At 64.1% G+C, this 18,831-nt stretch carries 18 protein-coding genes; 8 read left to right on the top strand and 10 right to left on the bottom strand.

Annotation, left to right across the window (positions count from 1 at the left end):
* Nucleotides 1-2: 2 nt before the first annotated feature.
* Entirely contained in the window at nucleotides 3-674 is a 672-nt protein-coding gene (locus tag GGR13_RS08530; RefSeq protein ID WP_221230467.1) for an MBL fold metallo-hydrolase, read from the bottom strand.
* Nucleotides 675-853: 179 nt separating this feature from the next.
* Here GGR13_RS08530 and tig point away from each other — a divergent pair, with 179 nt between their 5' ends.
* From tig to GGR13_RS08515, 3 genes are all read left to right on the top strand, one after another.
* Entirely contained in the window at nucleotides 854-2,197 is a 1,344-nt protein-coding gene (tig, locus tag GGR13_RS08525) for a trigger factor (RefSeq protein ID WP_183213057.1), read from the top strand.
* 157 nt (nucleotides 2,198-2,354) lie between these two features.
* Nucleotides 2,355-2,996, top strand: a complete 642-nt coding sequence (locus tag GGR13_RS08520; protein WP_183213056.1) for an ATP-dependent Clp protease proteolytic subunit — start codon at nucleotides 2,355-2,357, stop codon at nucleotides 2,994-2,996.
* 103 nt (nucleotides 2,997-3,099) lie between these two features.
* Nucleotides 3,100-3,420, top strand: coding sequence for a hypothetical protein (locus GGR13_RS08515; RefSeq protein ID WP_183213055.1), 321 nt, complete (start codon nucleotides 3,100-3,102; stop codon nucleotides 3,418-3,420).
* A gap of 3 nt (nucleotides 3,421-3,423) precedes the next feature.
* Here GGR13_RS08515 and GGR13_RS08510 read toward each other — a convergent pair whose 3' ends face one another.
* Nucleotides 3,424-4,086: an HAD-IB family hydrolase gene (locus GGR13_RS08510; RefSeq protein WP_183213054.1), complete on the bottom strand. Its 663-nt coding sequence runs from the start codon at nucleotides 4,084-4,086 to the stop codon at nucleotides 3,424-3,426.
* Between the two features lie 183 nt (nucleotides 4,087-4,269).
* Here GGR13_RS08510 and clpX point away from each other — a divergent pair, with 183 nt between their 5' ends.
* Both clpX and GGR13_RS08500 read left to right on the top strand, forming a co-directional pair.
* The gene (gene clpX, locus GGR13_RS08505) at nucleotides 4,270-5,538 is read left to right on the top strand and encodes an ATP-dependent Clp protease ATP-binding subunit ClpX (protein WP_183213053.1); all 1,269 of its coding nucleotides are present in this window, start codon (nucleotides 4,270-4,272) and stop codon (nucleotides 5,536-5,538) included.
* Between the two features lie 27 nt (nucleotides 5,539-5,565).
* Nucleotides 5,566-6,201 (top strand): squalene/phytoene synthase family protein, encoded by a 636-nt coding sequence (locus GGR13_RS08500; RefSeq protein ID WP_183213052.1) that lies wholly within the window; start codon nucleotides 5,566-5,568, stop codon nucleotides 6,199-6,201.
* Between the two features lie 10 nt (nucleotides 6,202-6,211).
* On the opposite strand, the gene GGR13_RS08495 is transcribed toward GGR13_RS08500, so the two are convergent.
* The 3 genes from GGR13_RS08495 to trmFO all read right to left on the bottom strand — a co-directional run bounded on the left by GGR13_RS08495 (nucleotide 6,212) and on the right by trmFO (nucleotide 9,603).
* Entirely contained in the window at nucleotides 6,212-7,582 is a 1,371-nt protein-coding gene (locus tag GGR13_RS08495) for an NAD-dependent succinate-semialdehyde dehydrogenase (protein WP_183213051.1), read from the bottom strand.
* A 181-nt stretch (nucleotides 7,583-7,763) separates the two neighbouring features.
* Nucleotides 7,764-8,156 (bottom strand): VOC family protein, encoded by a 393-nt coding sequence (locus GGR13_RS08490; RefSeq protein ID WP_183213050.1) that lies wholly within the window; start codon nucleotides 8,154-8,156, stop codon nucleotides 7,764-7,766.
* Nucleotides 8,157-8,214: 58 nt separating this feature from the next.
* Complete coding sequence (gene trmFO / locus GGR13_RS08485; RefSeq protein ID WP_183213049.1) at nucleotides 8,215-9,603, bottom strand: methylenetetrahydrofolate--tRNA-(uracil(54)-C(5))-methyltransferase (FADH(2)-oxidizing) TrmFO; 1,389 nt, start codon at nucleotides 9,601-9,603, stop codon at nucleotides 8,215-8,217.
* Between the two features lie 79 nt (nucleotides 9,604-9,682).
* On the opposite strand from trmFO, the gene GGR13_RS08480 reads away from it, so the two are divergent.
* Entirely contained in the window at nucleotides 9,683-10,474 is a 792-nt protein-coding gene (locus GGR13_RS08480) for a hypothetical protein (protein WP_183213048.1), read from the top strand.
* An 83-nt stretch (nucleotides 10,475-10,557) separates the two neighbouring features.
* Nucleotides 10,558-11,358, top strand: a complete 801-nt coding sequence (locus tag GGR13_RS08475; RefSeq protein ID WP_183213047.1) for a hypothetical protein — start codon at nucleotides 10,558-10,560, stop codon at nucleotides 11,356-11,358.
* Here the strand turns inward: GGR13_RS08475 and uvrA are convergent.
* The 5 genes from uvrA to GGR13_RS08450 form a co-directional block, all read right to left on the bottom strand.
* The gene (gene uvrA, locus GGR13_RS08470; RefSeq protein WP_183213046.1) at nucleotides 11,355-14,297 is read right to left on the bottom strand and encodes an excinuclease ABC subunit UvrA; all 2,943 of its coding nucleotides are present in this window, start codon (nucleotides 14,295-14,297) and stop codon (nucleotides 11,355-11,357) included. The two genes, GGR13_RS08475 and uvrA, sit on opposite strands and share 4 nt — an antisense overlap.
* Nucleotides 14,298-14,643: 346 nt before the next feature.
* On the bottom strand, nucleotides 14,644-16,242 hold the full coding sequence (locus tag GGR13_RS08465) for an EAL domain-containing protein (RefSeq protein ID WP_183213045.1): 1,599 nt from the start codon (nucleotides 16,240-16,242) through the stop codon (nucleotides 14,644-14,646).
* A gap of 73 nt (nucleotides 16,243-16,315) precedes the next feature.
* Entirely contained in the window at nucleotides 16,316-16,756 is a 441-nt protein-coding gene (locus tag GGR13_RS08460) for a flagellar basal-body protein FlbY (RefSeq protein ID WP_183213044.1), read from the bottom strand.
* A complete protein-coding gene (locus tag GGR13_RS08455) occupies nucleotides 16,753-17,052 on the bottom strand; it encodes a rod-binding protein (RefSeq protein ID WP_183213043.1) in 300 nt (99 codons plus the stop codon). The genes GGR13_RS08460 and GGR13_RS08455 overlap by 4 nt, the downstream gene beginning before the upstream one ends.
* Nucleotides 17,052-18,158: a flagellar basal body P-ring protein FlgI gene (locus GGR13_RS08450; RefSeq protein WP_183213146.1), complete on the bottom strand. Its 1,107-nt coding sequence runs from the start codon at nucleotides 18,156-18,158 to the stop codon at nucleotides 17,052-17,054. The genes GGR13_RS08455 and GGR13_RS08450 overlap by 1 nt, the downstream gene beginning before the upstream one ends.
* Before the next feature lie 180 nt (nucleotides 18,159-18,338).
* Between GGR13_RS08450 and GGR13_RS08445 the strand changes: the two genes are divergently transcribed.
* Nucleotides 18,339-18,764: a flagellar assembly protein FliX gene (locus GGR13_RS08445; protein WP_183213042.1), complete on the top strand. Its 426-nt coding sequence runs from the start codon at nucleotides 18,339-18,341 to the stop codon at nucleotides 18,762-18,764.
* The last annotated feature ends 67 nt before the right edge of the window (nucleotides 18,765-18,831 follow it).

Genomic DNA, 18,831 nt, shown 5'->3' with positions numbered 1-18,831 from the left:
CCTCAGGTTCCTGTCAGTGCCCGGTCGGAAACGAACGGGTTGGTCCGGCGCTCGGCCCCGAAGGTCGAATGAGGCCCGTGCCCCGGCACGAAGGTAACGTCGTCACCCAGTGGCCACAGCTTCTCGACCACCGAGCGGACCAGGGCGGCGGGATCGCTTCTGGGGAAGTCCGTGCGACCGACCGAACCCTGGAACAGGACGTCGCCCACCTGGGCAAACCGGGCCTCCCGGTTGAAAAATATGATGTGGCCCGGTGTGTGACCGGGACAGTGGCGGACCTCCCACTTGGTTTCTCCCAAGGTGACTGTGTCGCCTTCGTCCAGCCAGCGGGTGGGCACGAAGCTGCGGGCCTCGGGCAGGCCATAGGCCTGGCCTTGGGACGGAATGCCGTCGATCCAGAACTGGTCTTCTGGATGGGGCCCGATGATGTCGACGCCGGCCTTTTCCTGCATCTCGGCAGCGCCGCCGGCATGATCGAGGTGGCCATGGGTGATCCAGATCTTGTCCAGCGTCAGGCCCCGGCGAGCGACCTCGGCGATGATGGCATCGACCGAGCCGCCCGGATCGATCACGGCGGCCTTCATCGTTTGTGTGCACCAGACGGTGGTGCAGTTCTGCTGAAGCGGCGTGACCGGGGTCACGAAGACACCGATGGGGGAGGGGGCTGAGGTCATGATCGAACAGATAGCCGTCCCGCGGCCGGAGGGAAACCGGCGGGCTGCGTTGACCTTTGGGCCGGTCATCGACATAAGGGCGGGCTTCGAGGTGCCGCTCCGCAAGGGCGGCCCTTCTTGCTTTATCCAACCCCCCGCGCGCCGACCGTCGGCAGCGCCCCAGAGCGTCAGACCCCGTCATGCAAGTCGTCGAAAAGTCCAGTGAAGGCCTCAGCCGCGTCATCGCGGTGACCATTCCCGCAACGGAGCTGACCGCCAAGCTCGACGCCAAGCTCAAAGAGGTCGCCCCGCAGATCAAGCTGAAGGGCTTCCGCCCCGGCAAGGTGCCGACGTCGCATGTCAAGAAGACCTTCGGCCGCGAGATGATGGGCGAGATCATCAACGAGCAGCTGAACGCCTCGAGCCAGAAGGCCCTCGAGGACGCCAAGCTGCGTCCGGCCGCCCCAGCCGAGATGAAGCTGACCTCGGACATGGACAAGGTCATGGCCGGGACCGAGGACCTTGCCTACGAAATGGCTCTGGAAGTCATGCCCGACTTCACGCCGATCGACCCCAAAACCCTGAAGCTGGATCGCCCGGTCTATGAGGCGTCCGACGCCGATCTGGACGAGGCCCTGACGGAACTCGCCGGCCAGGCCAAGTCCTATGCCGACAAGAAGGGCAAGGCCGTGAAGGCTGCCGACGGCGACCAGCTGACCATCGACTTCCTTGGCAAGCTGGACGGCGAGCCCTTCGAGGGCGGTGCCGCCGAGGACGCCGATCTGGTGATCGGCTCGAACCGGTTCATCCCTGGCTTCGAAGAGCAGCTCAAGGGTGCCAAGGTCGGTGAGGAAAAGACCATCGAGGTCACCTTCCCCGAGGATTACCAGGCCAAGAACCTGGCCGGGAAGCTGGCCACCTTTGACATCAAGGTGAAGGCCATCAAATCGGAAGCCCCCGCCGTGGTCGACGAGGACTTCGCTAAGCGGATCGGGCTGGAGTCGCTCGACAAGCTCAAGGAACTGCTCCGCAACAATCTGAACCAGCAGTACGCTGGTGCAGCCCGCTTCAAGCTGAAGCGCGCGCTGCTGGATCAACTGGACACGGCCCACAGCTTCGACCTGCCACCCAAGATGGTGGACGCCGAGTTCGACGGTATCTGGACCCAGGTTCAGGCCGACAAGGAAGCCGGCAACCTGCCGCCGGAAGATTCTGCCAAGTCCGACGATGATCTGAAGGCCGAATACCGCAAGATCGCCGAGCGCCGCGTGCGTCTTGGCCTGGTGCTCGCCGAGATCGGCCGCACCAACAACGTCGGCGTGACCGACCAGGAACTGAACAACGCCATCATGGCCGAGGCCCGCAACTATCCGGGCCAGGAAAAGGCGGTTCTCGACTTCTATCGCCAGAACCCCAACGCCGCCGCACAGATGCGCGCGCCGATCTATGAGGAAAAGGTCTGTGACCTGATCTTCGGTACTGCCGAGGTGACCGACACGCCGATCACCAAGGAAGAGCTGCTCAAGGAAGACGAAGAGGGCTGATCCGCCGCACCCTCTGGACGCCTTTCATCCCCGTCCCGGTCACCGGGGCGGGGATTTGCATTTTCAGCCGCCTTGCATACCGACGCCTGTAACGCGATATCCTGTCCGTAGAGCCGTTCGACCTGTGTCGCGGCCCAGCCCCACCGAGAAGGCCTTCATGCGCGATCCGATCGACTATCTGCAATCCAACCTCGTGCCCATGGTGGTGGAGCAATCCAGCCGGGGCGAGCGGTCCTTCGATATCTTTTCGCGCCTGCTGCGCGAGCGGATCATCTTCCTGACCGGTCCGTTCGAAGACGGCATGGCGTCCCTGATCTGCGCCCAGCTTCTGTTCCTTGAATCGGAAAATCCGAAGAAGGAAATCAGCATGTACATCAACAGCCCCGGGGGTCAGGTGACCTCGGCGCTCGCGATCTACGACACCATGCAGTACATCAAGTCGCCCGTCTCGACCGTGGTCATGGGCATGGCCGCCTCGGCCGGCTCGCTGATCCTGACGGCCGGCGAGGCGGGGGCGCGGATTGCGCTGCCCAATGCCCGCGTCATGGTCCACCAGCCCTCGGGCGGCTTCCGCGGCCAGGCTTCGGACATCGAGCGCCATGCCGAGGACATCCGCTACACCAAGCGTCGCCTCAACGAGATCTATGTCCAGCACACCGGCCGTACCCTGGACGAGGTCGAGAAAACCCTGGATCGCGACCACTTCATGAGCGCCGAGGAGGCCAAGGCGTGGGGTATCGTAGATCACGTCTACGACAAGCGCGAACAGGCTGACGCCGACGGCATCAAGACCGTCTAGACTGCCCGACCAGACACCATGGTTTAGGGGCTCGCCGGATGCGGCGGGCCCCTTTCCTGTTTGGCCTTGAACCAATCCGCCGCAGCCATGGTAGGGTGACCGCATGCAGCATACCCGAGACATGAGTGGCGTCGTCCATGTGGACGGTGAGGACTATGCCTGGGAGGTGCGTCGCCAGCCCATGCGCACCACCGGTGACCAGTGGCAGGGGATCGCCATTTCACTCCGGCTCGTCGGGGCCAAGCGGGAGGCCATCATCCAGTTCCCGATGCCGATGCGCGCCAACGGACACCCCCAGATGCTGAAGCAGCGGATCAATGTCGAGGCCGTGAAAACATCCGTGACTTCGGCGATCGCAGCCGGCTGGGACCCGACATCGCGCGGCAAGCCCGAAGTATTCGACGTCGACGCCGACGGACGCTGATCCCTAGGTCTGGTTCTTTGCCGGTCGTCCGGTGAATTCGCGAAAACCTTTGTGGTCGGCGATGGCCAGCATCTCTGTGTCGCCCGAGGTGTCGCCATAGGCTGCGGTCAAGCGAACGTCGCGCCCGTAGGCTGCTCTTAGGCGGCGGACCTTCTCCGCGGCTCGGCAGTTGGCGCTGGAAAATCGGCCCGTAACCCGGTCTTCCGCATCCATCACGAGCGTCGTGCCAAGCAAGGCATCGGCCTTCAGTCGGGCGGCGAACGGCGCAACGGTGATCTCGGGGGAGGCTGTCACGATCACGCGATGCGCACCGCGCCGCCCCCATTCCTCCCAGCAGGCCAGTGCATCGGGCCGCATGAACCGATCCCACGTCTGGTCGCAGAACGCCGCGGCGTCAGCCTCGAGCTCGGTACGAGCCACGCCCTTCAGGAAGACCCTGACCGAGGCGGCCTTGATCCGCCCCCGGTCGCGCGTCCGGGCGTAGCTCGCCACGGCCGGGGTCATTCGAGCCAGACCCATAGCCCAACCGCCGCGACCCGCCCGCCAGCGGAGAAATTCTGTGAAACTGTCTCGGATCGTCAGTGTGCCGTCGAAATCGAAGGCTACAATCGGGTCAACAGCCTCATTCCACTGGCGAATCGGCAGGTCGCTTCCCATGTCACTCATAAGCCGCGATCCACTGCCAGTTTGCACAGCCCACCCCTGAAATGACCTGACGCGTGGCGACGGGCTTGTGGCGGACGGTGGGATAGGTGATTGTCATTTTTTGAATGTCTTCGCGTCCATAGTGGTGGAATCAACGCGAAGGAAGCGTGTCCGTCTTTCCGGCACGTCATGTGAGAAGGGTCTATGACCAAAGCAGCTGGCACCGACGCCAAAAGTACCCTGTATTGCTCGTTCTGCGGCAAGAGCCAGCACGAGGTGCGCAAGCTCATCGCAGGACCCACGGTGTTCATCTGCGATGAATGCGTCGAGCTCTGCATGGATATCATCCGTGAAGAGCACAAGATCGGCTTCAAGAAGTCGACCGACGGTGTTCCGACGCCCAAGGAAATCCGTGAGGTCCTTGACGATTACGTGATCGGCCAGAGCCACGCCAAGAAGGTGCTGAGCGTCGCCGTTCACAACCACTACAAGCGCCTGAACCACGCGGCCAAGAACAACGACGTCGAACTGGCCAAATCCAACATCATGCTGATCGGGCCCACGGGCTCGGGCAAGACGCTGCTCGCTCAGACGCTGGCTCGTATCATCGACGTGCCGTTCACCATGGCCGATGCCACCACCCTGACCGAGGCCGGTTATGTCGGTGAGGACGTCGAGAACATCATCCTGAAGCTGCTCCAGGCCTCCGACTACAATGTCGAGCGTGCCCAGCGCGGCATCGTCTATATCGACGAGATCGACAAGATTTCGCGCAAGTCAGACAACCCCTCGATCACCCGCGACGTGTCGGGTGAGGGCGTGCAGCAGGCGTTGCTGAAGATCATGGAAGGCACGGTTGCTTCCGTGCCCCCGCAGGGTGGCCGCAAACATCCTCAGCAGGAGTTCCTGCAGGTCGATACGGCCAATATCCTGTTCATCGTCGGCGGTGCATTCGCAGGTCTTGAAAAAGTGATCTCGGCGCGCGGTGCTGGAGCCTCCATTGGCTTCGGGGCCAAGGTGGCCAATGTCGACGAGCGCCGGACGGGCGACATTCTCAAGGGTGTCGAGCCTGACGACCTGATGCGCTTCGGCCTGATCCCCGAGTTCATCGGCCGCCTGCCTGTGCTGGCGACGCTGGAAGATCTGGATGAGACGGCGCTGGTCACCATCCTGACCGAGCCCAAGAACGCCCTGGTCAAACAGTACAAGCGTCTGTTCGAAATGGAGAATGTCGGCCTGACGTTCACCGATGACGCCCTCAACGCCGTGGCCAAGAAGGCGATCACCCGCAAGACCGGCGCGCGCGGGCTTCGCTCGATCCTCGAAGGCATCCTGCTCGAGACGATGTTCGAACTGCCCACCTTCGAAGGTGTGGAAGAAGTCGTCGTCAACGCCGAGGTCATCGAGGGCAAGGCCCAGCCGCTGCTGATCTATTCGGAATCGAAGAAGAAGACGGCCGACGACGCCGCCTGACGACGGCTCGCCGTCCGAGGTCCGCTCATGAACGACCGTGACCGCCTGCTGGACGAACAGGTCCGGCAGGCCGATCCCGACCGCTGGCTGTCCAGCCGGTTCGTAACAGACGATGGCGCGCGCGCGGACCTCGTCGTCATCTATGCTTTAGAAGCCGAGTTGCTGGTCATCCCGACGCGTGTGACACAGCCCCTGCTGGCCGAGATGCGTTACGCCTGGTGGGGCGAGCAACTGGATGGTGTCTTTGAAGGCGTTGCTCGCAAGGGCCATCCCGTTCTGGAAGCCCTGACCGATATCGTGGCGCGGCATCGGCTGGAACGCGGCCCGTTCGATGCCCTGATCGAGGCACACATTGGCCGGGTGCATGGCGAGCCGCACGATCTGGACGCCTTCTACGTCGGACCGATGCAGGTCGCGGCCACCATCCTTGCCGGATCGGACAAAGCCATGGCGGTCAGCGACGCGGGCAGGGTCTGGGGCATGATCCAAACCGGCCAGTTCGAGGCCGCGCGGGCCTTGCGGACCCAGGCGAACAGGTCGTTGGCCGGATTGCCGGCCGGCGCTTTTCCTGCGGTTGCCCATGCCGCGCTTCACCGACCCACGGATAGTGAGCCGGTGAAGCGCCTGAAGTTGAGCTGGGCCGTGCTGCGCGGCCGTATCTAGGCTGCCGCGGTCAGGACGCGATGACCACCAGCTTCTTGTTCACGAACTCCATGATCCCCAGGCTGCCGAGTTCCCGGCCATAGCCCGAGCGCTTGATGCCGCCGAATGGCAGCTCGGGCCGCGAACTCGTCGGGGTGTTGATGAAGACCATGCCGGTTTCGATCCGCGAGGCCAGTTTCCGCGCCCGGTCCGTGTCGCCCGAATAGATTGAGCCGCCAAGCCCGTAGGGAGAGTCGTTCGCCAGCGCGACGACCGCATCGTCATCTGCAACCACGTAAAGCTGGGCGACGGGGCCAAAAAGCTCCTGGGCATAGACCGGATTGTCCGGGGTGATGTCTGTCAGGACACCGGCCTCGAAGAAGAAGCCAGGCCGATCTGCGGGCTTGCCGCCGAACAGCAGCGTCGCTCCCTGATCCACAGCCTTGGCCACCTGTTCCGCCAGATCGTCCACGGCGGACTGCGACGACATGGGGGCCAGGGTCGTGGCGGGATCGGTCGGGTCACCAAGGACATAGCCCTTGATCTCGCGTGTGAAGGCCTCGGTGAAGGCATCGGCGACCGCGGCCTGAACGATGAAGCGCTTGGCAGCGGTACAGGCCTGGCCGGCATTCGACAGGCGCGCGGATGCGCCCTCCTTGGCGGCCTTCTCGATATCTGCATCATCCAGCACGACGAAAACGTCGCTGCCGCCGAGCTCGAGCGTGGACTTCTTCAGCATTTCGGATGCCCGCGCGCCTACGACACTGCCGGCGCCTTCGGAGCCGGTCAGGGCAACGCCCTGGATGCGGGGGTCACCAATGAGCTCTGAAACCGTGTCTGAACTGATGAAGAGATTGGTGCAGGCCCCTTCAGGTGCGCCCGCATCGCGGACCAGGGCTTCAAAGGCGGCCGCACACTGCGGGACAATGCCGGCGTGTTTGAACAGGACCGGGTTGCCGACGGCGATGGCCGGGCCGATGACCCGAATGAGCTGATAGATCGGGAAATTCCATGGCTCGACGGCCATCAGGACGCCGACCGGTCGATGCTCGACCCAGGCTTCTCCCATGTCGGTCTCGCAGGGCTGGGGCTTCAGCAAATCGGCAGCGTTCTCGGCATAATAGGCTGCGATGCCGGCGCACAGCTTGACCTCATCCTCGGCTTCCGACGTCAGCTTGCCCATTTCCAAACTCATCAGCCCGGCCAGCTCGGTCGACCGTTCGATCATCAGCTCCGACAGGCGCGTGAGCACCGTCAGTCTGGGTTCGATATCGCCCTGGCACCAGTCCGAGTGAAAGAGGGCATCGGCTGTCGCCAGGGCCGACTCGACCTCGGCCGGGGTGTGCATCGGAAAGGTCTCGACGCGTTCGCCGGTGGATGGGTTCGTGGTTTCATAGGCCATGGCAGTTCCTTGACGACAGTCGTTCGCGAGAGATGCGGAGGAGGGGACCTTCGATAAGTCCTGTCGTGCCGGGGCGTTCCGGCCATGCGTCCGTATGCAACAGCGTGCACGTGATTGAGCGGCTGTAAGGGACCCGCGCGGTCTGGAATCCTTGGCGCAAAGAGCCGGCCGCACGCCTAGGCTAGCGATAGGCTCCGGGCACAAGGCGCTGGGAAATCCACCAGATGTTTCCCGCAGGGTCACGCACACCGCCCTGGCGGTCCTCATAGGGCATGTCGGCCACAGCCAGTATTTCCGTGGCTCCGGCTGCCACCGCCCGCGCCATGGAAGCATCGGCGTCGGCGACGTAGAGGTAGTGGGCCGCTCGGCTCGCCGGATAGTCCGGCGATGCCTCGCTCAGCATGATCATCGTGCCGGAAAAGCTGAGCTGGGAATTGGCAATGCGGCCATCGCCCCGAAGCGTCCGGTCTTTCTCTTCGGCACCAAAGGCCGTGGTCAGGAACGCGACATAGGAGACGGCGTCGTCGACAAACAGATAGGGCGAGACGATGCCATAACCCGGTGGAACATACATCGGCGCGGTTTCCTGCTGGGACCACGAGACTACCAGAACTGACGGTGCAATGCGACCGTCAGGCCGCGTCGCGCCAGGCCTTCAGGTCATTGAGGGCGCGGATGCTCATCAGCCGCTTCTTGGCCCGGCCGCGCTCCTTCAGCGGGATTTTCACGCCGGCCTCGTCGACCTTCGGGGCCTCCAGCGGCGGCAGCAGGCCGTAGTTGATGTTCATCGGCTGGAATTTCGAGCCCGCCATGTGGCCGCCTGTGATGTGTTCGACCAGGGCTCCGATCGCCGTATGAGCCGCCGGCGCGTCCAGAGGATGACCGAGGCGTTCGGCGGCGGCCAGCCGACCGGCCAGCAGGCCCGTCGCTGCGCTCTCGACATAGCCTTCCACACCCGTGACCTGACCGGCAAACCGCAGCCGCGGCATGGCCTTCAGACGCATTTGGCGGTCCAGCAGCCGGGGACTGTTCAGATAGGTGTTTCGATGCAGGCCACCGAGGCGGGCAAACTGGGCGTTCTGCAGGCCCGGGATCATGCGGAAGACGTCGGCCTGGGCCCCGTGCTTCAGCTTGGTCTGGAACCCGACGATGTTGAACAGCGTGCCCAAAGCATTGTCCTGGCGCAGCTGCACGATGGCATGGGCCTTCACCAGCGGGTCGCGGGGATTGGTCAGGCCGACGGGCTTCATCGGGCCGTGTCTCAGGGTCTCGCGCCCCCGTTCGGCCATGACCTCGATCGGCAGGCAGCCGTCGAAATAGGGGACATTCTCCCATTCCTTGAACTCGGCCTTGGGGCCGGTGATCAGGGCCTCGATGAAGGCGTCATACTGCTCCTTGTTCATCGGGCAGTTGACGTAGGCGGCAGCGTCACCGCCCGGGCCTTCCTTGTCATAGCGGGACTGACGCCAGGCGATGTCGAAATCGATGGACTCGGCGTGAACGATCGGGGCGATGGCGTCGAAGAAGGACAGCTCCTCCTCGCCGGTCAGCCCCAGGATGGCCTCTGCGAGCGAAGGCGAAGTGAGGGGCCCTGTCGCGATGATGACATTGTCCCAGTCTTCCGGCGGCAGGCCCGTGAGTTCCTCACGAACCACGGTGACCAGCGGATGCGCCTCTAGGCGAGCCGTGACCTTCTGCGAGAAACCGTCGCGATCGACGGCGAGAGCACCGCCTGCAGGGACCTGATGGTCATGAGCGCTGGACATGATGATCGAACCGAGCTCGCGCATCTCGGCGTGCAGCAGGCCCACGGCATTGTGCTCCCAGTCGTCCGAGCGGAAGGAGTTGGAACAGACCAGCTCGGCAAGGCCATCGGTGTGGTGGGCGTCCGTCCGGACGCCGGGGCGTCGCATCTCGTGCAGGATGACGGGGACACCGGCGCTCGCGATCTGCCAGGCGGCTTCCGAGCCCGCAAGACCGCCGCCGATGACGTGGATTGGTTTGAGATCTGAAACTGTCATGCCGGCTTCATAGTCGCACCCGGGCGATCCGTCAGCCTTCCCCTTCGCGGGCGAACCGTCGCGGGTTAAGGACGGGGTCATGAGTCAGGAACATCCACCGCGTCCCCGCCTGTCGCCCGCTACCGTCCTGCCAGAGGTCGTCGGTATGTTGCCACGCGTCTGGCTTGGCGCGCGATATGCGCTGGGCCTATGGGCGGCGCTTGGCGCGATCGCAGCCCTTGCGCCGCAGGGGTTTATCGGCATCGTCCTGGCGGGACTGGGTGCTGTCGCCGGGCTGGTGGCCATCGGGGCCAGCCTGCGGATTACTGTCGCGGATGATCTGGAAGGCGCGAAGGTCCTCGGTCTGGGGCCGGGCGGGTTGCAGATCGGTCGTGCCGAACTCCAGTTGTTCGGGGCCGCCGCCCTGTGCCTGCTGTTCTGGGCCATTGTGGCGTCGCTGGTCGGGCTGACGGTGCTGGCCCTGTTCGGCGGGTCGGAGCTGGACGTGGCGGCGATCCAGGCGCGGGACTGGGGCTCGGTCGGCCCGGCCTGGCGGGTCGCGGTCGTCGCCATTGTCGGTGTCGGTGCAATCGTCATTCCCGTGATGCTCGCAGCCAGGCTGGCGATGGCGGGACCCGCTACGGTGGCGCAGCGGCGAATGGTATCCCTGCCGGCCATGGCGATCAGCCGGGGGAATGTTGCGTTTCTCGTGCTCGGGCTGGTCCTGACCAGCCTCCCCGCGCTGCTGGTGCTGGGTATTCTGGCCGCGATCGGAGGTCCAGTGGCGGCGATCGGGTCTTCCGTCGCCGTCGTCTGGCTGCTGCTCCCTGGGTGGCTGGCGTTCCTCGGCGTGGTCTATCGCGGAGTCCGAATCGCAGCCGACGCGACCTGACGCACCGGATGCAGACAAAGCGCGCGACGCCGGGGCCGGGGGTGCGCTATGGCAGGCCATCGCGATCCGGAAACGACCAGACAATGCAGACTCCCGCGCCATTCTCGGCAAGCCAGGCCGCCTTCGAGGGCTTTCGCCTCACCCGCACCCAGCCGATGGCCGTGCTCGCCTGGGGTGGCGTCTGGCTGATCGGGTTGCTGGCGATGGGCGCTGCCATGATGCCGGCGATGCTGCCGTTTGCCGAAGAGATCACGGCCGCGGCCGGTAACCCTGATGCCCTGTCAGCCGAAGCCCAGGCCGCGATCCTGTCGGCCGTCTGGTACATGGCTCCGATCGGCCTTGTGATTCAGGCCTTGCTGGCCCCCGCGCTGTACAGGGCTGTGCTCAAGCCGGAAGCCCGACGGTTCGCCTATCTGAGGGTCGGCATGGACGAGCTCCGGGCCCTGATCATTTTCGTTGCCACGGCAGCCATCTCTTTCGCGCTAAGCTTCGGCGGTGACGCGCTTGAATCCCTGGCCTCCCAAACCATCGGGTCGTGGCTGGCCATCATCATCGGCACGGCGGTCTCGATGGCGTCGATCTATCTGGCTGTGCGCTTCAGCCTGCTGGCTCCGCGCAGTGTCAACGAGGGCCGGTTCGTCATCAAGTCAGCGCTGGACACCACGCAAAGGCTGTTCTGGCCCCTGCTGGGCATGGGCGTGATCGCCGGAGTGATGGCGGTGCTGGTCGTCCTGTTGCTGGTCGTCGTGGCCCTGCCGCTGACGTCGCTCGGAAACACCAATCCCGTTGCCGCGCTTGCTCTGCTGGCCTTGGTCGGCGTGGGACTGGCCATGGTCTCGACCGTGGTCTGGGCTCCGTTCGCGCTGGCGGCCCGAGGCGACTAGGCGGTCTTTTTCGCTCTTGCAGGCTTGGGCTTGGCTGACGTGACGCCAGGCAGCGCGGCAACGCGGGCCTTGCGCCGTACCTCGTGGCGGTCGAGCACCTCTTTCAGATACCGACCGGTCCAGCTCGCGGGATTGTCCGCCACCTGTTCCGGGGTGCCGACCGCGACGATTTCCCCGCCGCCGTCACCGCCTTCCGGACCGAAGTCCAGCAGGTAGTCGGCGACCTTGATGACATCCAGATTGTGCTCGATCACCACGATGGTGTTTCCGGCCTCGACCAGTTCCTGCAGCACTTCCAGCAGCTTGCGGATATCCTCGAAATGCAGGCCGGTGGTGGGCTCGTCGAGGATGTACAGGGTCTTGCCCGTCGCCCGTTTCGACAGCTCCTTGGACAGCTTGACCCGCTGGGCTTCGCCGCCGGACAGCGTCGTGGCCGACTGGCCGACCTTGACGTAGTCCAGGCCGACCCGGGACAGGGTCAGCATCTTGTCGCGGATGGGCGGCACCGCCTTGAAGAAGGCTCCTGCCTCTTCGACCGTCATGTCCAGGACGTCGGAGATGCTCTTGCCCTTGAATACGATCTCCAGCGTCTCGCGGTTGTAGCGCTTGCCCTTGCAGACGTCGCAGGTGACGTAGACGTCGGGCAGGAAATGCATCTCGATCTTGATCAGCCCGTCGCCCTGGCAGGCTTCGCAGCGGCCACCCTTGACGTTGAAGCTGAACCGGCCGGGCCCGTAACCCCGGGCCTTGGACTCCGGCAGACCGGCATACCAGTCGCGAATGGGGCCGAAGGCTCCGGTGTAGGTCGCCGGGTTGGACCGCGGCGTCCGCCCGATCGGGGACTGGTCGATGTCGATGACCTTGTCGAAATGCTCCAGCCCTTCGATGCGGTCGAAGGGGGCAGGGGCGTCGCTGGCATTGTGCAGCCGGCGGGCGGCCGCCTTGTACAGGGTCTCGATGGTGAAGGTGGACTTGCCCCCGCCTGAGACCCCGGTGATGCAGGTGAACAGCCCCACGGGGACTTCACCGGTCACGGTCTTCAGGTTGTTGCCCGTCGCGCCGCTGATCTTGAGCATCTTCTTGCGGTTGATTGGGCGGCGGCCCTCCGGCGGCAGTTCGATCTCCCGCTCGCCGGTCAGGTATTTTCCGGTCAGCGATTTCGGATTGGCCATGACCTGTTCGGGGGTGCCCTCGGCGCAGATCTCGCCGCCGTGCACGCCCGCAGCCGGGCCCATGTCGATGACGTAGTCGGCGGTCAGGATCGCCTCTTCGTCGTGCTCGACGACGAGGACCGAGTTGCCGAGGTCGCGCAGGCCCCGCAGGCTTTCCAGCAGGCGGGTGTTGTCGCGCTGGTGCAGGCCGATCGACGGCTCGTCCAGCACATAGAGCACGCCGGTGAGGCCTGACCCGATCTGTGACGCCAGCCGGATGCGCTGGCTCTCGCCGCCGGACAGGGTCCCCGACGATCGTGACAGGCTCAGATAGTCGAGGCCGACATTGTTCAGGAACCGCAGACGGTCAGTGATTTCCTTGAGGATGCGTCGGCCGATTTCCAGCTGCTTGGCTGTCAGCCGCTCTTCCAGCGTGGACACCCAGAGGAAGGCCTTCGAAATCGAGAGGGCATTGATCTCGGAGATGTCAGACCCATCGATCTTGACCGCCAGGGCCTCGGGCTTGAGACGTTTGCCACCGCAGGCCTCGCACGGCGTCTCGGCCTGGAACCGGCCAAGTTCCTCGCGGACCCAGGCGCTGTCGGTTTCGCGCCAGCGGCGCTCGAGATTGGGCAACACGCCTTCGAAGGCCTTGGAGACCTCGTATTTCCGGGCGTTGTCGTCATAGGTGAATTTGATCTTCTCGGCCTTGGTGCCGTCCAGGATCACCTTGCGGGCCTCGTCCGGCAGGTCGCGCCAGGGCACATCCATCGAGAAACCATAGTGTGCCGCCAGTGACTGCAGCGTCTGGGTGTAGAGCGGCGAGGGGCCGCGCGACCAGGGTGCCACCGCCCCCTTGTGGAGAGACTTGTCGCGATCCGGGATGACCAGATCGGCATCGAACGCCAGCTTGACCCCGAGGCCGTCGCAGGTCGGGCAGGCTCCGAACGGATTGTTGAACGAGAACAGCCGGGGCTCGATCTCGGAGATTGTGAAACCCGAGACCGGGCAGGCGAATTTCTCGGAGAAGACGATGCGGCGCGGCTCCTCGCCCTCGGCAGCCGACGCCCATTCGGCCACGGCGATGCCGTCCGCCAGGTTCAGCGCGGTCTGGATGCTGTCGGCATAGCGGGGCTCGAGACCGTTCTTGGTGACGATCCGGTCCACCACGATGTCGATGTCGTGCTTGAACTTCTTGTCCAGCACCGGCGCATCCTCGATGGCGTAGAACTGCCCGTCGATCTTGAGGCGTTGATAGCCCGAGCGCTGCCATTCGGAGATTTCCTTGCGATACTCGCCCTTGCGACCGCGAACGACCGGGGCCAGCAGTAGAATACGCTCGCCTTCCGGCAGGGCCGTCAGCTTGTCCACCATCATCGAGACCGTCTGGCTCTCGATCGGGAGCCCGGTCGCCGGCGAATACGGCACGCCGACGCGAGCCCAGAGCAGGCGCATGTAGTCGTGGATTTCCGTGACCGTTCCGACGGTGGAGCGGGGGTTCTTGGACGTGGTCTTCTGTTCGATCGAGATCGCAGGCGACAGACCCTCGATCAGGTCCACGTCGGGCTTGCCCATCAGTTCCAGAAACTGGCGCGCGTAGGCACTCAGCGACTCGACATAACGGCGCTGGCCCTCGGCATAAATCGTGTCGAACGCGAGCGAGGATTTCCCTGACCCGGACAGACCCGTCATGACGACGAGCTGCTCGCGCGGGATATCGACATCGACACCCTTGAGGTTGTGCTCGCGAGCGCCACGCACGCGGATGAAGTTGTGCTTTTCAGTCATGCTGTCCGGAAAACGCAGGGGGGCCGGACGAGGTCCGGAGCAACGACGCTATATGGTGATGGAATCGGCCGGCTTCAGCAAGAACAATATAGGAACGCGATACTGGGCGGTGCGACGGATGTGCACGACGATGCTCGCGGCCGCCCTCCTGGCCCAGAGCGCGACAAGGCGGACCTTGCGGTCAACACATTTCGTGCCCACTCTCGAATGGTCTTAGAGTTTCAGGAGCGTCAACCATGTTGCTGGTAATCGGTTTGGCCTTGTCTGCCGGGATCGCGGCTGTTGTCGTTGCCCAAGCGCAACCCAAGCCAAAACCCGTGCCCGTTCGCGCCCGCCGGCCACGGGTTTAGCCCCAGGCTTCGACCACGCCCTTGCGCCTGGCGGCAGCAGGCTGAGCCAGGACCGTCTGAGGTTCAGGCTCAGCCCGGCCGTAAAGCCAGCCTTGACCGTGTGTGACGCCTAGACCCTTGATGATGCTTGCAGCAGCATCGGTTTCGATCATCTCGGCAATGGTCGTGAGCTTCAATGATCCGCAGAGATCAATCAGGTGTTTGACAAGGGTTTGCGAGCGCTCGTCACGTTCGATCCCTCTCACGAAACGGCCGTCAATCTTCACGGTGTCGACGGACAGCCCATGAAGATAATCATAGCTGGATGAGCCGGACCCGAAATCGTCGATGCAGGCGCGAATACCGACGCGCCTGAGGGCGGAAAGCCGCCGGTTTGCGGCTTCGATGTCCGCGAGTGCAGCCGTCTCGGTGACTTCCACGATCAGCCGCTTGCGGATCTCCGGGTCGGCGGAGGTCATCTGAAGCAAGGCCTCGACATAGGCGTCGTTTGCGAGACTCGCCCCCGAAATGTTGATCGCGAATTTGAGCAAGCCGGCACCGGGCTGACGGAGACGCCCGATCGCCTTTGCCGCGACCGCGAGGTCGAACGGCTCGATCAGCGCCAGCTCCTCTGCCATGTGGATGACGCCGGTCGGAGTGCTTGTCTTGGAAAAGCGCGCCAGAGCTTCGAAATGCTGAACCGCGCCTGTGTGAAGGTCGACGATCGGCTGATAATGCAAGTCGAATCGTCGCTCGCGGACGATCGCACGGAAGGTTTCGGCATCTCTCAGAGTGCTGGCGAGAGACGCGCTGAAGGCGGCGTCGGGGCTCTGAAGCCCACCATCCTTCAGGCAGCTTTCGACCGCAAACCGCATTGCCCGCAACGTATTCAAGGGGCTGGGGTCGTCGGGCAGCGCCTGTTCTGTCGTGCTGACGTCAAGCATCAGTCCGTCCTGTCTCGCCGTCTCGCGAACATCGCCAGCGATGTCCCGCTTGACCTTGGGGTCGTGCAGAAGGGCGTAGCGTTCGGTCGTCAGGCGCGCTGCGGAGCTTCCATCAATGGAGGCGGACTGGAGACTGGCCTCGATCCGCGCCAGAGCGGAGTCGGTGGCTTCGCCGGTGGCAAGGGCTGCAGCCAGGCCACCCATGTCGACGAACGTGACCGACATGTCGCCCGGCTTGCGGGACTCATCGGTCAGGATTGCACGGGCCCGTGCGAGGAGCGCGGTTGCGGTCAGAACAGGCGGAACGGCTTGCGGCGCGCAACTGAAGGCCGGGCCCTCGTAACGGAGCGAGCACGAGACGGCTGGCGCGAGGTCGGGCAGCATGAACAGGCTGACCACGGCATGCCGGGCGATGGCGTCGCCACAGGTCATGACGATTGCAATCGGATCTGAGCGGGTACCGGGGCGAAGCGCCTTCAATGTCGCCGCCAGAGCCAGGGCCGAGTCAGGCGTCAGCAGGTCGTGAAGTCGCCGCCCCTGCATCTGTGGCAGACCCAGTTCCGGGGAGGGGCCAGACCCGAGGACCAGCGCAATGCGGTGCTCGCCATCGATCTCCAGCAGGAGGTCAGAAGACGCAAATGCGAGGCCGAGAAGTCGGGTCTTGACGGACATGCCAACGCTATCCCACGCCAAGCGTTAAGACAGCGTCACAGCAGAGCCGTTCCTGCCATTTTCTTGAGTAGGATCAGGCGGTCCGGTTGAACGTGATTGCCCGCCCGTCACCGAGTGCGGCCTGACCCGTCGCGCCATAGCCAGTGCCGAGGGCCCGGGCGGCAGACACTTCATGAGCAATCGTCTTGACGAGACCCTCAGAGATCGTCCGCGCAGCTTCGACGGCCCTGCCATGCGTTTCCAGAATGGCCTCGAACGTTTCCGTGGCGCGAATCAGAGCCATGCGCTCACTGGCCGGGGCAGCCGTCAGGATCGCCCTGTTGGCCTTCAACTGGGCGGATTCGCGCCGGTACTGGTTGGCAAGGTCCTGGGTTTCGGACAGGCTGGCGGCGACGTCCTGAGGCCTACGTGCAGCAAAGGCCGCTGTCTCGGCTCTCAGGCGTTCGGAAAGCCTTTCGGTCAGCAGGATGAGGCGGCGGATTTCGGCGCTGCCGATCGCGGCTTCGGAGGTCAAGTCGACTGCTCCTGCATCTTGAGCATTTCAGCCATGACCGTGTCGGTCAGGCCGATCCCTCCGGCCTGCACAGTCTGTTTGGCCATCGCATCGAGGAGAAAGCTGCGCCAGGTCGCCTCGGCCTCGCCGCCGCCGAAAGGCGCTTCAGTCGAAAGCCCCTCGAACATCGGTTTCATCATCTGAGAAAGAAACGACGCCTCGAAGGCCTCCGCCGTCTCGCGCAGGCGGGCATCGGCAACGCGAGGCGGCTGTGGTGCCGACTGCAGCAATCCCGGGGAAACAGTGAGATCGTTCATCACAGAACCTCGATTTCGGCCTGAAGGGCACCAGCAGCCTTTACCGCCTGCAGGATGCTGATCATGTCGCGGGGGCTGACGCCGAGCGCGTTCAGCCCGTTCACGAGCGTGGACAGGGAGGATGCGCCTTCCACGATGCGGATTTCCTTCCCGAGTTCTTCCTCGATGGTGACGTCGGACTGGGGCACGACCACCGTCTCACCGCCCGACAATGGTGCAGGCTGGCTGACGAACGGCTGTTCCTGGACCGAGATGGTCAGGTTTCCCTGAGCAATGGCCACGGTCGAGACCCTGACATTCTCGCCCATCACGATGAGGCCGTTGACCTCGTCGATGATCACCTTGGCCGGCGTGTCGACGGTCACCGGCAGGTTCTCCACCCTGCTGATGAAGCTCGCCATGCCCATCTGTGCCGGTGCGCGCAACGCAACGACCGAACCGTTCTCGGCCAGGGCCGTATTTGGATAGGTACGATTGATCGCTGCGGCGACGCGCTGGGCGGTGGTGAAGTCTGGGTTGCGGAGCGTGAGTCGCACCTCGGTCATCGAGTCGAGGTTGAAACCGGTCTCGGCCTCGACCGTCGCGCCTGAAGCAATGCGGCCGGCGGTGGGTACGCCGCGGGTCACCGATGATCCCGAACCGCCCGATCCGGACACAGACCCGGTCTGGACGGACCCTTGGGCCACTGCATAGATCTGGCCATCTGCCCCCTGGAGACTCGTGACGATCAAGGTGCCGCCCAACAGGCTCTTGGCGTCGCCCATGCTGGAAACGGCGACATCGATCCGAGCGCCCGGTGTCGAGAAGGGCGGAAGCTCAGCGGTGACGAGTACGGCGGCCATGTTCTTGGTGTTGGCGTTGGCACCGCGGATGTTGACCCCGAGCCGCTCGGTCATGCCCTCGAGCGACTGGCGGGTGAAAGGCGCATTCCGCAAGGAGTCGCCCGTACCATTCAGGCCGACGACAAGTCCGTATCCGACCAGCTGGTTGGCACGCACGCCCTCAATCGCGGCGATGTCCTTGATCCGTGATTGAGCCGATGCCACGTCTGCCGTGCCGGCGAGGGCCGCAAGGCTGGTCATCAGGGCCAGGAAAATTTTTCGCATCATTCGGACGTCCACTGCACTGGGCGTATTTTGTGATGCGAGGATCGTGCCGAACGAAAACAACGTAAAAACAATAGCGTGATGATCGATGTGGCGGGCTGGGCGGCAGATTGTGCCGTGTCATTAACCAAACAGTGACGCTCAGCAGCGATCTTGCCCCATGTTCCGGAGTCTGATGCGATGAAGGTGACCGGCCCCGCTGGCCCCGTGACGGGCAGTGCTCCCAGAGCATCACGTCCTGCTCCGGGTTTTTCTGTTGCAAGTGGCAGTGCGCCTACAGGGCCGGCTGCAACGGCCTCGGCGTCGACGCTCAGCGGCGTTGCCGGCCTCTCGTCTCTGGTTGCATTGCAGGGTGTGGACGATGTCGCCGAGCGCCGACGCCGCGCGATCCGTCGTGGCGGAGGACTTCTCGATCGTCTCGACGAGCTGAAGCTGGCCATGCTGAGCGGGGAAGCGGGAGAGGGCGCTCTGGATCGTCTGTCGCGTACGTTGCGCGAGGTGCGGGACGACGCCGCCGACGAGGGTCTGAAGGCCCTGCTGGATCAGATCGATCTGCGTGCTGCGGTCGAACTCGCCAAGGCCGAAGTCCGCCGCAACGCACCATAAGCGACAGCAATCGCAGCAATTTCTCCCCGCGCGCGAACTGGGTGATGGAGAAATGTCACGTTGTCCA

The organism is Brevundimonas variabilis, assembly GCF_014199945.1.
In the GTDB taxonomy this organism is placed as follows: domain Bacteria; phylum Pseudomonadota; class Alphaproteobacteria; order Caulobacterales; family Caulobacteraceae; genus Brevundimonas; species Brevundimonas variabilis.
The sequence above is the reverse complement of the archived record's forward strand: the minus strand, read 5'-3'. Positions and strand labels throughout refer to the sequence as shown.